Source organism: Methylorubrum suomiense, assembly GCF_022179765.1.
Lineage (GTDB): Bacteria > Pseudomonadota > Alphaproteobacteria > Rhizobiales > Beijerinckiaceae > Methylobacterium > Methylobacterium suomiense.
In genome coordinates, this window is the sequence record NZ_BPRE01000002.1 from 365,949 (window position 1) to 379,205 (window position 13,257).

A 13,257-nucleotide genomic window follows, 5' to 3' on the forward strand; every position below is an offset into this window, starting at 1 on the left:
ATCACCCGATGCGGATCACGATCTTGCCGACATGGCTCGCCTCGGCGAGCGCGGCCAGAGCCGCCGGTGCCTCTTCGAAAGCGAAGGTCCGATCGACAACCGGCTTGATGTCGTGCAGGGCGATGGCCCGGTTCATGTCCTCGAACATTTCCCGCGAGCCGACGGCGACGCCGCGCACGAGGCAGCTCGCGCCGAGGATCGCCAGGGGATCGATCGCTTCGCCTTCCGCCAGAAGACCGATGAGACCGATATGGCCGCCGGCCCTGGTCGAGGCGATGGAGCGGGGCAACGTGCCGGTTCCGCCGACTTCCACCACATGATCGACACCCGCGCCGCCGGTCAGGCGGCGCACCTCCAGCTCCCAATCGGGATGCGCAGTGTAATTGATCGTCTCGTGGGCGCCGAGGGCCTTCGCTTTCGCGAGCTTGGCGTCGCTGGATGAGGTGGCGATCACCCGCGCACCCGCAGCCTTCGCGAATTGGATCGCGAACACCGACACGCCGCCTGTACCGAGGGCCAGCACGGTCTCGCCCGCTTTCAACGGCTTGCAGCCGTAGAGGGAATTCCAGGCGGTCACCGCCGCACAGGGGAGCGTCGCTCCCTCCTCGAAGCTCAATCCATCCGGCAACCGCACGAGCCCGTCGGCATCGAACACATGATACTCTGTCAGCACTCCGTCGACCGCGCCGCCCAGGGCGGTCTGCCACATGTCATCGACCTGCGCCCCGCCGAGCCAGCTCTGCGAGAAGATCCCGGCGACCCGCTCGCCACCCTTGAAGCGGCGCACGCCCTCGCCGACCCCGACGACCTCGCCCGCTCCGTCCGAGACGGGAATCAACCGGTCGAGATTGATCGCGAAAGGATAGCGATTCTGCGCGATCAGCAGATCGCGATAATTGAGCGAGGCGGCGCGCATGCGCACCAGCACCTGCCCACGGCCGGGCTCGGGCGCGGGCCGCTCGACGAGGCTCCAACTGTCGAGCCCCTTGGCGGCGGACATCTCGTAAGCGCGCATCGCATCTGTTCCCTGCTTGGCGTCGCGATCGCATATGGGGAAAAAGCGCCTCCTTGGCGACCTTTCCGCCACCGCCGCATCGATGTACCCCGCGCCGCCATCATCGGCGAAGAAGCGGATACGATCGCTTGGGATATCTTTGACGCTAAATATCTGAGATCAATAGCCTCAAAGATTCGGTCATGGCAGTTTCTATTTGGCCCACAATTAACACATATCATTATTCGTATTCGAATGAATGCTTACGCTGAATTCGATCATGTGGAAAATACGCGAAGTCGGAGGTCCTGTGGCCAGAGTCGCGTGTGGGAGACGTATGCGCACGTCCGGCTAACCCCAGGCGCGTCGCTCGCCAACCGCATCCGCACGTAATCAGCGTTGACTGTATCTTTTTGTGTGATCTATCAGTTATAGCAAGATGCATATTTATCCGCAGCGAGGTCGCCGTGAACCGCCCGTTCGTCCGGTCCACCCTTCTTATGGCTTGGGTTTGCCTTTTCGCCGGGCCCGGCGCAGCCTCGGATCATGGCGTTGATACCGAGCATCTGTTCGGCTTCACGGAGGGATCGGATATCGGTGCGCCGCCGGAGAAGGAGCTCGAATCCGAGACCACGGCGCGGCTCGGCAAGCGCGGCGGCTCCTTCCGAGCGGTGGATTCCGCGCTGGTCCTGAAGGTGCCGTTGAGCGACCGTTTCCGCCTCGCGCCCGGTCTCGCCTTCGCCGGCTACCGGATGCGCGGCGTACCGGGTCTGGACGATCGGGAGGTTGCCGCCTTGGCGGGTGGGTTCGTCGAGACCCGGGCGCGGCTCTGGACCCGGGCGGAAGCGCCGTTCGGGCTCACGCTCAACACGGTCGTCGGTGCGAGCCGGCTCGACGCGGCCACCGGTCTCGGCGCCCGCGGCTTATCGATCGAGGCGGGTTTGCTGATGGACCGGGAGATCGTACCCGGTGACGTCGTCGCCGGCTTGAACATCGTCTACGCGTTGGGCCGGTCACGGATCGACGGGATCGCGGGCGATCAACAGGCCTCAAATCTCGAAATTTCGGGTGCCTTGGCCAAGCGCATCGTGCCGGGCCTCTTCCTCGGCATGGAGGCTCGGTATCTCCGTGCCTATTCCGGGCTGGGCCTCGACCGTTTCGTCGGCCAAGCCGTCTATCTCGGGCCGACCGTCTACAAGGAACTGACGGAGGAGACCTGGATGTCGTTCACCTGGGGCACGCAGATTTCGGGAAGTGAGGCGCGCGCGGGTGAGGATCGCGACCTGACCAATTTCGACCGGCATCAGGTGCGGCTACGCGTGGGCACGCATTTCTAGAACGGTGAACGCAGATCAGGGTCTGATCTCGATGGGCGTGCCGACATCGACGCGGGCATAGATCTCCCGCATCTCGGCATTGGTCACGCCGATGCAGCCCTGCGTCCAGTCCATCATGCGGTGGAGGCGACCGGCCCAGGAGAATCCGTTCATCAGGCCGTGGACCATGATGTCGCCGCCGGGCGCCTCACCGCGAGCCTGTGCCGCCGCCGCATCGGCAGGGGAGGGGTAGGACACCTTGAGGGAGAGATGGGCGACGCTTTTCGGATTGCGGAAGGCGATTGAATAGATCCCCTCGGGCGTACGCCCGTCGCCCTCGCGGGTCTTTGGGCCGGCCGGCGTGAAGCCGAGGGAAACCGGATAGGTGGCCAGCACCTGCTCGCCCCGAAGAAGCGTCAGGCGGCGAGCCGCCTTCTCGACCAAAATTCGGTCGGCCCGCTCCGGTTCGGGCAGCAGCGGGGGCTCGGTGCGGCCGATCTGGAGAAACTCCGCCACGGCGACACCACCCGCGCCGAGCCCGATCAGGGTGACGGCGACGACGATGCGACGGCGCATCGGAATCAGCCGATCTTCGCCAGAGCCTGCTCGATATCGGCGATCAGGTCCTCGGGATCTTCGAGGCCGATCGATAGCCGCACGGTCTCGGGACCGACGCAGGCCGCCGCACGCTCCTCGGGGCGCAGCTGCCGGTGGGTGGTGGTGGCCGGGTGGATCGCCAGCGTCTTGATCTCCCCGATATTCACGAGGTGCGAGACGAGTTCGAGCGCGGCGATGAAGGCGAGCGCCGCCGGCTCGCCGCCCTTCAGCGCGAAGGTGAAGATCGAGCCCGGACCCTGCGGACAGTATCGGTTGGCCAGTTCCTCACCGGTCTGGCCCGGCAGGGCCGGATAGCTGACCCATTCCACCGCAGGATGGTCCTTGAGGAAGGCCGCGATCCGCTTGGCGTTGGCGCAGTGACGTTCCATGCGCAGCGGCAGGGTCTCGATGCCGGTCAGCGTCAGGAAGGCGTTCATGGGCGAGAGGCCGGGGCCGAGATCGCGCAGGCCGAACAGGCGGCAGGCCACGGCGAAGGGCGTCTCGGGGAAGCGCTCGCTGACGATCAACCCGTCATAATCGGGCCAGGGATCGTTGATGAGATTGTAGCGCGAGCCCTTCGATGCCCAATCGAACGTGCCGCCGTCGCAGATCATGCCGCCAATCACCTGCCCCGAGCCGCCGAGGAACTTCGAGGTCGAGTGCACGACGATATCCGCGCCATACGCGATCGGGCGGATGAGGGCCGGGGAGGCGAGGGTGTTGTCGATGACGAGGGGTAGGCCGTGCCGCTTGGCGACCGCGGCGATCCCCTCGATGTCCATCACGGTGGCGCAGGGATTGACGATCGACTCGCAGATGATCGCCTTGGTCTCCGGCGTGATCGCCCGCTCGAAAGCTTCGGGCGTCAGGTCGGTGGCGAATTGCGGCTTCAGATCGTAGCGACCGTCGAGCCGGCGCATCAGGCCGAGGGAGCCGCCGAACAGGCGCGGCGAGGCGACGTAGGCATCGCCCGACTGCATCAGCGTCATCATCACGAGGAGCACGGCCGACTGGCCCGAGGAGACGGCGACGGCCGCCTTGGCGCCTTCCAACGCCGCCACCCGGCGCTCCAGCGCGGCCACGGTCGGGTTCGAGCCGCGCGAGTACGAGAAGCCGGTCTTGCGCATCGCGAAGATGTCGGCGGCCTGCTCGGTGGAGTCGAAGACGAAGCCGTTGGTGAAGTAGATCGGCTGCACGCGCGCGCCCGTGGCGGGATCGGGAGCGGCCCCGGCATGGACCGCCTGCGTGGCAAGACGGTAGGTTTTCGGCTCCGGGCTCATGGTGCGACCTGACAAGAACGGTGTGGCCGGTCTTCTGCCGCGAAAAGCCTCCCGGTGGAACCCCGCCGGTGCGGAACGGGTCTGCGACGCTGGGATGCATCGCGAGCGTGGCAGCGTCAGGACTTCGGACCGGCTCGGCACCGTCCTGTCAGAATGTTGCGAGCGCGGCGACTCGGGAGACGACCAGACATCCTGCGTGAACCACGCATCACGCCTGGATCGGGGTCGTTCGTGTGCGGCCCCGATAGGATGGTGTTGTCGAGGCGATGCCAGCCGGTCGTTAGCGGACGTGAACGTTCGCGGCCTCAGGCGGCGCGCTTGAGGCAGGCCTTGAGGGTGCGGACCAGCATGGTCGGCGCGTAGGGCTTGGGAATGAAGCGCGCGCCCTCCGGCATATCCCCCGGGCCGGGCGTGCCCATGCCCGAAACGATCAGGACCGGAATCTCGGGCCACCGATGGGCCACGAGACGGGCGAGGGCAAAGCCGTCCATCGATCCCATCGGCATATCGACGTCGGTCATCAGAATCCCGACGTCCGGCCGGTCCTTCAACACATCGAGCGCCCGGTCGGCATGCGGCGCCTCCAGGACGGAGAAGCCGGCCTCGGCCAGGGTGTCGGACGCTTCCATCAGCAGCAGGCCATCGTCTTCGACGAGGAGGACGACGGGTTGCGCTGTGGTGTCTTCTGTCATCGCGGATGCAAACGATCTCGGGCCCGGGAGAGTTGCGGCCTAATTCGCACCTGCAGCAAGGTCAAGGAACCCCTCGCTGCTATCCCTGGGCGATAGCGCCGCGCCGGCCCCACCGTTATGCGTGCAGGGGCGCCGGTTTCGAGACTGGATGGGCTGCCGGAATCGGGGTCGTTCGGACGCGGTCGAGGGCCTCCGGACGGGGGCCGCCGGTCGCCCAATCGAGCAGCTCGACGGTGTGCAGGATCGGAATCTCCGTTCCCTTCCCGATCTGCGTGGCGCAGCCGATATTGCCGGTGGCGATCAGGTCGGGCCGCATCCGCTCGATATTGGCGACCTTGCGTTCGCGAAGGCGTCCGGCGATTTCGGGCTGGAGGATGTTGTAGGTGCCGGCCGAGCCGCAGCAGATATGGCCCTCGGGCACGTCCTTCACCGTGAAGCCCGCCGCCTTGAGCAAAGTCTTCGGCTCGGTGCGGATGGCTTGCCCGTGCTGCATCGAGCAGGCGGAGTGGTAGGCAACCACGAGGTCGGTATCCTCCACCGGGGGCAGCAGACCGATCAGGGCCATGTACTCGGTCACGTCCTTGGCGATGGCCGAGACCCGCTTCGCCTTCTCGGCATAGGCGGGATCATCGCGGAACATGAAGCCGTAATCCTTGATCGTCGTGCCGCAGCCGGAGGCGGTGACGACGATCGCGTCGAGACCCTCTCCATCCATCTCTGCGATCCAGGCATCGATGGTGCGCTTGGCATGGGCATGGGCGGAATCCTCCTTGCCCATGTGATGGGTCAGCGCTCCGCAGCAGCCCTCGCCCTTCGGCTGGACCACCTCGACGCCATGGCGGTTGAGAAGACGGATCGCTGCCTCGTTGAAATCGGGGCGCAGCACGCTCTGGGCACAGCCCCGCAAGAGCGCGACCCGGCCGCGGCGCTTGCCCGGCCCGGCATCGCGACCCGTCTGGAAGAGATCGCTCACCTCCTGCGCCGAGGTATCGGCGGGGAAGATTCCCGGCCTGTCGGTGGGATTGCGGTTGGGCAGCTGGGCCGGTGCGAGGTCGAGCATGGCCGCGAGGCGGTTGCCGACGCGGGGCACGCGGGCGACCAGCGGCCGCAACGGCGCGCCGATCTTCGCCGCGAGCAGAGCGAGGCGAAAGCGGTTCGGGTAGGGAAGCACGAGGGCGAGCACCTGCCGCAGCAGCCGGTCGGTCAGGGGGCGCTTGTAGGTCTTCTCGATATGGGTGCGGGCATGATCGACGAGGTGCATATAATGCACGCCCGACGGGCAGGTCGTCATGCAGGACAGGCAGGAGAGACAGCGATCGACATGCTTCACCACCTCGCGGCTGGCCGCCTTGCCGCCTTCCAGCATGTCCTTGATGAGGTAGATGCGTCCTCGCGGGGAATCGAGTTCGTCGCCCAGGAGAAGATAGGTCGGGCAGGTCGCGGTACAGAATCCGCAATGCACACACGTGCGCAGGATCTTTTCCGAAGCCGCCATCGCGGGATCGGCGAGCTGCCCGGGGGAGAAGCTGGTCTGCACGGCGCGTCCTCGGCCTGATTGTTCTTTGAGACTGGCAGCTTGGTCTGGAGGCGTTCTTAGAACTGTACCAGATGCCTGCGCAATGCGTTCCGCGTCGCAGGGTCGTGGATCAGCGGTCGTCCGCAGTGCCGTTCGAGGACAGCGTGAATATCGTCCGCGACGTCGCTGTTCGACGGATGCTGCAACCGCCGATGCGCTCCGAACCGGTTGAGCAGGATCGAGACCGCGATTTCGGGCCTGCGGCGCGACGCCGACAGGCCCGACGATGCCCTCACCGATCCCGTGAGACGGTGAGAAGGCGGGCGATGAACCAGATCGGCACCACGACCGCGGCGCCCGCCAGAATCCAGCGGCCGAAATCGTGGAAGGTCTCGAAGCCCAGATCGATTAGGTGTCGCGACAGATCGTAGATCTGCCAGAACAGCAGGCCCGGCGTCAGGCCGAGCATCGCCATCACGGCGCCGACCAGCACCGACAGGAAGAGCAGCTTCACCGCCACCGCGGCGGGCGAGCCACCGAGAAAGCGGTTCAGTCCCGAGCGTTGGCGCGGTGCGCCGTAACGCGGATCGGCGTAGCCGCTCTGCCCCGGCGGTAAGCCGCGCCGCGTATCGTGATCGCCGATCATGCCGTCCGGTCCCTCATCCACGCCCAACGATCCACAGCGACGTTGCTTCGCCGCCACAGCCGTGTGAAACCGCGCGCCCCTTCCCGTCGTTGGACGCATTCGCGGCTTCTGGCAGATGGCACCGGGACGCGTTCCGCTCAAGATGGCGGGCTGCCGACGAGCGGCCCATACGGGAACCCGAGAAAGGCCCCATGATCGACCACGCCTTGTTCGATCCGGCGACGATCGATCCGGAGACCAAGACGCTCAACGCCGAGATCGTGGCTGCCCATGCCGCGCAGCCCGACCCGTGGTCGCTGCCGATCGCGGAGGTGCGCGCCCGTCGTCGCGAGGGCACCAAGGCCTCCCCGGCCATGCCGCGCAGCGCCCGGGCCGAGACCCTGACGATCGACGGTCCCGGCGGGCCCCTCTCGCTGCGGGTGATCCGACCGAAGGGCAAGGCGCGCGGCGCCTATCTCCATATCCATCGCGGCGGCTGGGTCTGGGGCGCGGCCGACGAGCAGGACCCCTGGCTGGAGCGGATCGCCGATGCCTGTGGCTTCATCTGCCTGTCGGTCGAGTATCGTCTGGCGCCCGAGCATCCTTATCCCGCGGCGCTGGAGGATTGTGAGGCTGCCGCTCTCTGGCTCGCCGGGCCCGGCCGCCGCGAACTCGGCGTTACCGCCCTGACCATCGGCGGGGAATCGGTCGGCGCGCATCTCGCCGTCATGGTGCTCTTGCGCCTGCGTGACCGGCACGGCCTCACCCGCGCCTTTCGCGGCGCCAATCTCAATGCCGGCTTCTACGATCTCGGCCTGACGCCGAGCGTGCGGCTCTGGGGTGAGGAGCGCCTCGTCATCAACTGCACCGACCTCGAGCGCTTCGCCGACGGCTATGTCCGCGAGGGCATCGATCGCCGCCGGCCCGATGTGTCGCCGCTCTACGCCGATCTGAAGGGTCTGCCTCCGGCTCTGTTCACGGTCGGCACCGCCGATCCGCTGCTCGACGACACGCTCTACATGTCGGCCCGCTGGGCCGCCGCCGGCAATGGCGGCCACACGGCGGTCTATGCCGGAGGCTGCCACGTCTTCGTGCGCTATCCCGGCCCCCTGACCGAGCGGGCACTCGAGTTGATCGACCGCTTCCTGATGGCGCTGGCGTGACGCGGATGACGGGGCGCGCCCCGCGCCTTACCTGAGCGGCGTGCCCCCTTCCCATCTCCCGCCGCTCTTCGCCGAGTGGTTCTCCGACCGTGGCTGGCAGCCCCGTCCGCATCAGCTCGAACTGCTCGCCACGGTACGGGGGGGACGCTCCGCCCTGCTCGTCGCCCCCACGGGTGCCGGTAAGACGCTGGCCGGATTCCTGCCGAGCCTCGTCGAGCTATCGGAGGCGGGCAAAGGTCGACGGGGGCTGCACACCCTCTACGTCTCCCCGCTCAAGGCGCTCGCCGTCGATATCGCCCGCAACCTCGACGCCCCGATTGCCGGGATGAACCTTCCGGTCACGGTCGAGACCCGTACCGGTGACACCCCCGCCCACAAGCGGACCCGCCAGATCGCCCGGCCGCCGGACATTCTGCTGACGACGCCGGAGCAGCTCTCGCTGCTTCTTGCCCATCGCGAGGCGGAGGGTCTGTTCGCCGGATTGCGGACGGTGGTGCTCGACGAGTTGCACGCGCTCGTGACCTCGAAACGCGGCGATCTCCTCGCCCTGGCGCTGGCCCGGCTGCGCCGGTTGGCGCCGGGCCTGCGGGCGATCGGCCTGTCGGCGACCGTGCGCGAGCCGGACGAGCTTCGAAAGTATCTGGTGTCGCAAACGCCCTCGCGGTCGCAAGCGGCGGAGCAGGCGGTCGCGGCGCCGGCCGCGGCCCCTGCGATGGCCGACCTCGTCGTGGCCGGCGGCGGCGCCAAACCCGACCTGCACATGCTCGACATCGGGCGCACGTTGCCGCTCGCCGGCCACACCGCCCGGCACGCCATGCCGGCGATCTACGACCTGATCCGCGCGCATCGCACGGTACTGGTCTTCGTCAACACCAGGCTTCAGGCCGAATACACCTTTCAGGAGCTGTGGCGGCTGAACGAGGACACGCTGCCGATCGCGCTTCACCACGGCTCGCTCGACGCCTCGCAGCGCCGCCGGGTCGAGGCCGCGATGGCGGCGGGGCAGTTGCGGGCCATCGTCTGCACCGCGACGCTCGACCTCGGGATCGATTGGGGCGATGTCGACCTCGTGGTCAATGTCGGCGCGCCGAAGGGCGCGAGCCGGATCATGCAGCGGATCGGCCGGGCCAACCACCGCATGGACGAGCCCTCGAAGGCCTATCTGGTCCCCGGCAATCGCTTCGAGATGCTCGAATGCCGCGCCGCCCTCGATGCCGTGGAAGAGGCGGCGCAGGACACGCCGGATGCGCGCATCGGGGCTCCCGACGTGCTTGCCCAGCACGTCCTCGGCATGGCCTGCGCCGACGCCTTCGATCCCCTCGACCTCTACGACGAGATCGTCTCCGCCGCTCCCTATGCCGGACTGACCTGGGAGGAGTTCGAGGCGGTGGTCGATTACGTCGCCACCGGCGGCTACGCCCTGCGCGCCTACGAGCGCTTCGCCAAGATCCTCAGAGGGGCGGACGGCAAGTGGCGGGTGCGCGACGCGCGCGTGGCGCAGCAATACCGCATGAATGTCGGCACCATCGTGGAATCGACCCACGTGAAGGTTCGGCTCGCCCGGCACCTGCGCGGCAAGCCCGGCACGGTGATCCCGAAGACCGGCAAGGTGCTCGGCGAGATCGAGGAGGACTTCTGCGAGACCCTGACGGTCGGCGACACCTTCCTGTTCGCGGGCGAGGTTCTGCGCTTCGAGGGGCTGGCGGAGGACGAGTGCATGGCGACCCGGGCCGGTCCCGGCACCGATCCGGCCATTCCCTCCTATGCCGGATCGAAATTCCCGCTCTCGACCTTCCTCGCCGCACGGGTGCGAGCCATCATCGCCGACCCGTTCGAGTGGGACCGGCTGCCGCCCCAACTCGCGACCTACCTGGCGCAGCAGCGTCGCCATTCGCTGCTGCCGGGCGAGCGCGACCTGTTGGTCGAGACGTTTCCGCGGTCGGGGCGATACTACCTCACGGCCTTCCCGTTCGAGGGGCGGCTCGCGCACCAGACCCTCGGCATGTTGCTGACGCGCCGCCTCGAGCGGGCGCGGCTGCGTCCCCTGGGCTTTGCCGCGAACGATTACGGCATCGCGATCTGGATGACGAAGGATGTGAGCGAGCGCATTGCCCTCTCGCCCAGCTTCGTCGAGGCCTTGTTCGATGAGGACATGCTCGGCGACGATCTGGAGGCGTGGCTCGACGAGTCCGCGATGATGAAGCGGACGTTCCGGCAATGCGCCGTCATCGCCGGCCTGATCGAGCGGCGGTTTCCCGGCCAGAAGAAAACGGGTCGGCAGGTCACGATCTCCACCGATCTGATCTACGACGTGCTGCGCCGCCACCAGCCCGACCACCTTCTGCTGCGCGCTGCGCGGCAGGATGCGGCAACCGGACTCCTCGACGTGACCCGCCTCGGCATGATGCTGAGGCGCATCCGGGGGCGAATCATCCACCGATCCCTCGACCGGGTCTCGCCGCTCTCCGTATCCGTCATGCTCGAAATTGGGCGCGAGCGGGTCTACGGAGAGGGGGCCGACGATATCCTGGCCGAGGCGGAAGCCGCGTTGCTCGAAGAGGCACTCGGCTGATCGAGAAGCGCCCCTCAACCCGACGACCCGTTGAGGATGCGACCTTGGCACTGGCCAAACGACTTGAGAAAACCGTGAAGGGCACCGACCTGTCGCTCGCCGGGGAGGCATTGAGCCTCGACCGCAGCGGTGCCCTGTGGCTGCCCGAACACCGCACGCTGGTCGTGTCCGACCTTCATCTGGAGAAGGGGTCGGCCTACGCCGCCCGGTCCGGTCAGTTCCTGCCGCCCTTTGACACGCGGGAGACGCTGTCCTGCCTGCACGAGGCGATCCAGCGGCTCGATCCGGCCTGCGTCGTCGCGCTCGGCGATTCCTTCCACGATGCCCGAGGGCCTGAGCGGATGGAGCCGGGCGACCGGGCGATGATCGCGGCCTTGCAGGAAGGGCGTGACTGGGTCTGGATCGCGGGCAACCACGATGCCGCGGTGAGTGAGGGGGTCGGCGGGCGCTATTGCGAGACCTTGACCCTCGGCGGCCTGACCCTGCGCCACGAGCCGTTGGTGGGCGCAGGCGACGGAGAGATCGCCGGCCACCTGCATCCCTGCGGCAAGGTCAGCATGCGCGGGCGTTCGGTGCGTCGCCGGTGTTTCGTGAGCGACGGTCGCCGCCTCGTCATGCCGGCCTTCGGGGCCTATACCGGTGGTCTGAACGTGCGCGACGTCGCCTTCGAGCCGCTGTTTGCCAACGGTTTCACCGCCTACCTGCTCGGTGACGGACGCGTCTTCGCCATCGGTCGGTCCATGCTCGGTCGCGACTGAGGGGGCCGCTCAGGTCTTGTCGGCGGTGTCCGTCTCAGGGGTATCGTCGAGCCGCGCGATCAGCTCGCGAAAGCGGTCGGGAATCGGTTGCTGTACGACGGAATCGTAGAGCGCTCGCAGATGATTGCCGATCCGCTGCTGGCTCTGGTCGTTCAGCTTGCCGCGCATTGCACTGGGCCGGTCGCCGGAACTCTCGCCGGCCGGCACGTCCTCTGTCATTCTCGGTCGATCCCCTTGCCGCCGCTTCGGCTCGCGATGACTCGCCGCGATTGTGTTGCGGCTTGACATGAGTCATGGCTGCAGCAGCAACGCCGCCATACGGGTTCGGTTCCGCGAGGCTTCAGGAACGGACGGGGCCCCGCCGCGTTAGCGGCGCATTGATAACGACGAAGAGCGCAGAGGCTCAGGGGAATCCATGTCGACAGCACAATTGGTCGTGCAGCACCTGCCTTACCTGCGCCGCTACGCCCGAGCCCTCACGGGCAGCCAAGTGGCCGGCGATGCTTATGTTGCGGCCACGCTGGAGACGCTGGTCAATGAGCCGGAGACCCTCGGCCGCTCGACCAACGTCAAGGCCGATCTGTTCCGTGTCTTCACCCGGATCTGGAACTCGCTCTCCGTGAATGGCCACAGCGAGCAGGTGCAGCACGATCTCCCGGCGGAAGTCCGCCTCGGCCAGATCACGCCGCTGCCGCGTCAGGCCTTCCTGCTCTCCTGTCTCGAAGGCTTCTCTGAGGAGGATGCCGGCGTCATTCTCGATGTGGACGTCGCCAAGGTGCGCGACCTCGTCGACGAGGCGGGCCGCGAGCTGGCCGCCGACATGGCCACGGAGATCCTCATCATCGAGGACGAACCGCTGATCGCGATGGACCTGGAGGCCCTGGTCGAAGGTCTGGGTCACAACGTCATCGGCGTCGCCCGCACCCGCACCGAGGCGATCAAGATCGCGTCCGACGGCAAGCGTCCCGGCCTGATCCTGGCGGACATTCAGCTCGCCGACGGCTCGTCCGGCCTCGACGCGGTGAACGACCTTCTCAAGACCTTCGAGGTGCCGGTGATCTTCATCACCGCCTATCCGGAGCGCTTCCTCACCGGCGAGCGGCCGGAGCCGGCCTTCCTCATCGCGAAGCCGTTCCAGCCCGCCAACGTCTCGGCGGTCATCAGCCAAGCGCTGTTCTTCCAGCAGAGCGCCCGCCGCCGCGAAGCCCGCAGCGCCTGATCCGAACGGTCTGACGAAACAAAGGGGCGCTGATCCGGCCGGATCGGCGCCCCTTTCGCGTTCGGTGAAGCGTCCGAGCGCGTTTGTGCAACGATGAGCCGGCGAAGAATCTGAAATACAGGGATGGGTGTCCGGCCCTAGGGACGTCCGGTGGCACCCCGGAACCCCTGTCGTGACGCTGGATGATCTCGGAGTACCGGTGCACCCGGCCGCGACACAATGTCAGCCCAGGAAAGCAATTCCGACGTTTCGACGCCGTCGCAGTCGTTTCCTTCCGCCGAATCCCGCCGCCGCGAGACGGCCTATCCCCGGCCTCGCTTTCACCCTGGCAGAGGCCTTGCTTCGTCGAATCCCCGAGGGACACTGGCCGGATCGAACAAATTTCCGGACCTTGTGGGGGCGAAGATGGCGGCTGGTTCGCGGCGTTTCTTCCGCGGCGTCGGGCGGAGCTTGCGGGGATCATGGTCCGGCCGGTCGGCCGGGTTCGGTCTTTGCCTGTTCGCCGGGCTGTTGACGACACACGGT

12 protein-coding genes are annotated in these 13,257 nt (G+C 67.2%); 5 read left to right on the top strand and 7 right to left on the bottom strand.

The genetic code is table 11. From position 1 onward, the window contains the following. Window position 1: 1 nt before the first annotated feature. Window positions 2–1,015, bottom strand: a complete 1,014-nt coding sequence (locus tag MFF26_RS05125; RefSeq protein ID WP_137829108.1) for a zinc-dependent alcohol dehydrogenase family protein — start codon at window positions 1,013–1,015, stop codon at window positions 2–4. A gap of 479 nt (window positions 1,016–1,494) precedes the next feature. Between MFF26_RS05125 and MFF26_RS05130 the strand changes: the two genes are divergently transcribed. Continuing rightward, window positions 1,495–2,331, top strand: a complete 837-nt coding sequence (locus tag MFF26_RS05130; RefSeq protein ID WP_137829153.1) for a DUF6662 family protein — start codon at window positions 1,495–1,497, stop codon at window positions 2,329–2,331. A gap of 15 nt (window positions 2,332–2,346) precedes the next feature. Here MFF26_RS05130 and MFF26_RS05135 read toward each other — a convergent pair whose 3' ends face one another. The 5 genes from MFF26_RS05135 to MFF26_RS05155 all read right to left on the bottom strand — a co-directional run bounded on the left by MFF26_RS05135 (window position 2,347) and on the right by MFF26_RS05155 (window position 7,041). Then, a complete protein-coding gene (locus tag MFF26_RS05135; protein ID WP_137829109.1) occupies window positions 2,347–2,886 on the bottom strand; it encodes a L,D-transpeptidase family protein in 540 nt (179 codons plus the stop codon). A gap of 5 nt (window positions 2,887–2,891) precedes the next feature. Further along, complete coding sequence (locus MFF26_RS05140) at window positions 2,892–4,187, bottom strand: O-acetylhomoserine aminocarboxypropyltransferase/cysteine synthase family protein (RefSeq protein ID WP_137829110.1); 1,296 nt, start codon at window positions 4,185–4,187, stop codon at window positions 2,892–2,894. Between the two features lie 305 nt (window positions 4,188–4,492). After that, entirely contained in the window at window positions 4,493–4,879 is a 387-nt protein-coding gene (locus MFF26_RS05145; RefSeq protein ID WP_137829111.1) for a response regulator, read from the bottom strand. A 115-nt stretch (window positions 4,880–4,994) separates the two neighbouring features. Next, entirely contained in the window at window positions 4,995–6,416 is a 1,422-nt protein-coding gene (locus MFF26_RS05150; protein WP_137829112.1) for a heterodisulfide reductase-related iron-sulfur binding cluster, read from the bottom strand. A 271-nt stretch (window positions 6,417–6,687) separates the two neighbouring features. Further along, window positions 6,688–7,041: a DUF6460 domain-containing protein gene (locus MFF26_RS05155; RefSeq protein WP_137829154.1), complete on the bottom strand. Its 354-nt coding sequence runs from the start codon at window positions 7,039–7,041 to the stop codon at window positions 6,688–6,690. Between the two features lie 191 nt (window positions 7,042–7,232). Between MFF26_RS05155 and MFF26_RS05160 the strand changes: the two genes are divergently transcribed. Genes MFF26_RS05160 through pdeM form a run of 3 tightly spaced genes read left to right on the top strand, consistent with a single transcriptional unit; the run spans window position 7,233 to window position 11,513 of the window. Then, complete coding sequence (locus tag MFF26_RS05160; protein WP_137829113.1) at window positions 7,233–8,183, top strand: alpha/beta hydrolase; 951 nt, start codon at window positions 7,233–7,235, stop codon at window positions 8,181–8,183. A gap of 40 nt (window positions 8,184–8,223) precedes the next feature. Continuing rightward, complete coding sequence (locus tag MFF26_RS05165; RefSeq protein ID WP_137829114.1) at window positions 8,224–10,755, top strand: ligase-associated DNA damage response DEXH box helicase; 2,532 nt, start codon at window positions 8,224–8,226, stop codon at window positions 10,753–10,755. Between the two features lie 44 nt (window positions 10,756–10,799). Then, on the top strand, window positions 10,800–11,513 hold the full coding sequence (pdeM, locus tag MFF26_RS05170; RefSeq protein ID WP_137829115.1) for a ligase-associated DNA damage response endonuclease PdeM: 714 nt from the start codon (window positions 10,800–10,802) through the stop codon (window positions 11,511–11,513). Between the two features lie 9 nt (window positions 11,514–11,522). Here pdeM and MFF26_RS05175 read toward each other — a convergent pair whose 3' ends face one another. Next, complete coding sequence (locus MFF26_RS05175) at window positions 11,523–11,732, bottom strand: NepR family anti-sigma factor (protein WP_137829116.1); 210 nt, start codon at window positions 11,730–11,732, stop codon at window positions 11,523–11,525. 196 nt (window positions 11,733–11,928) lie between these two features. On the opposite strand from MFF26_RS05175, the gene MFF26_RS05180 reads away from it, so the two are divergent. After that, window positions 11,929–12,732: a response regulator gene (locus MFF26_RS05180; protein ID WP_137829117.1), complete on the top strand. Its 804-nt coding sequence runs from the start codon at window positions 11,929–11,931 to the stop codon at window positions 12,730–12,732. The last annotated feature ends 525 nt before the right edge of the window (window positions 12,733–13,257 follow it).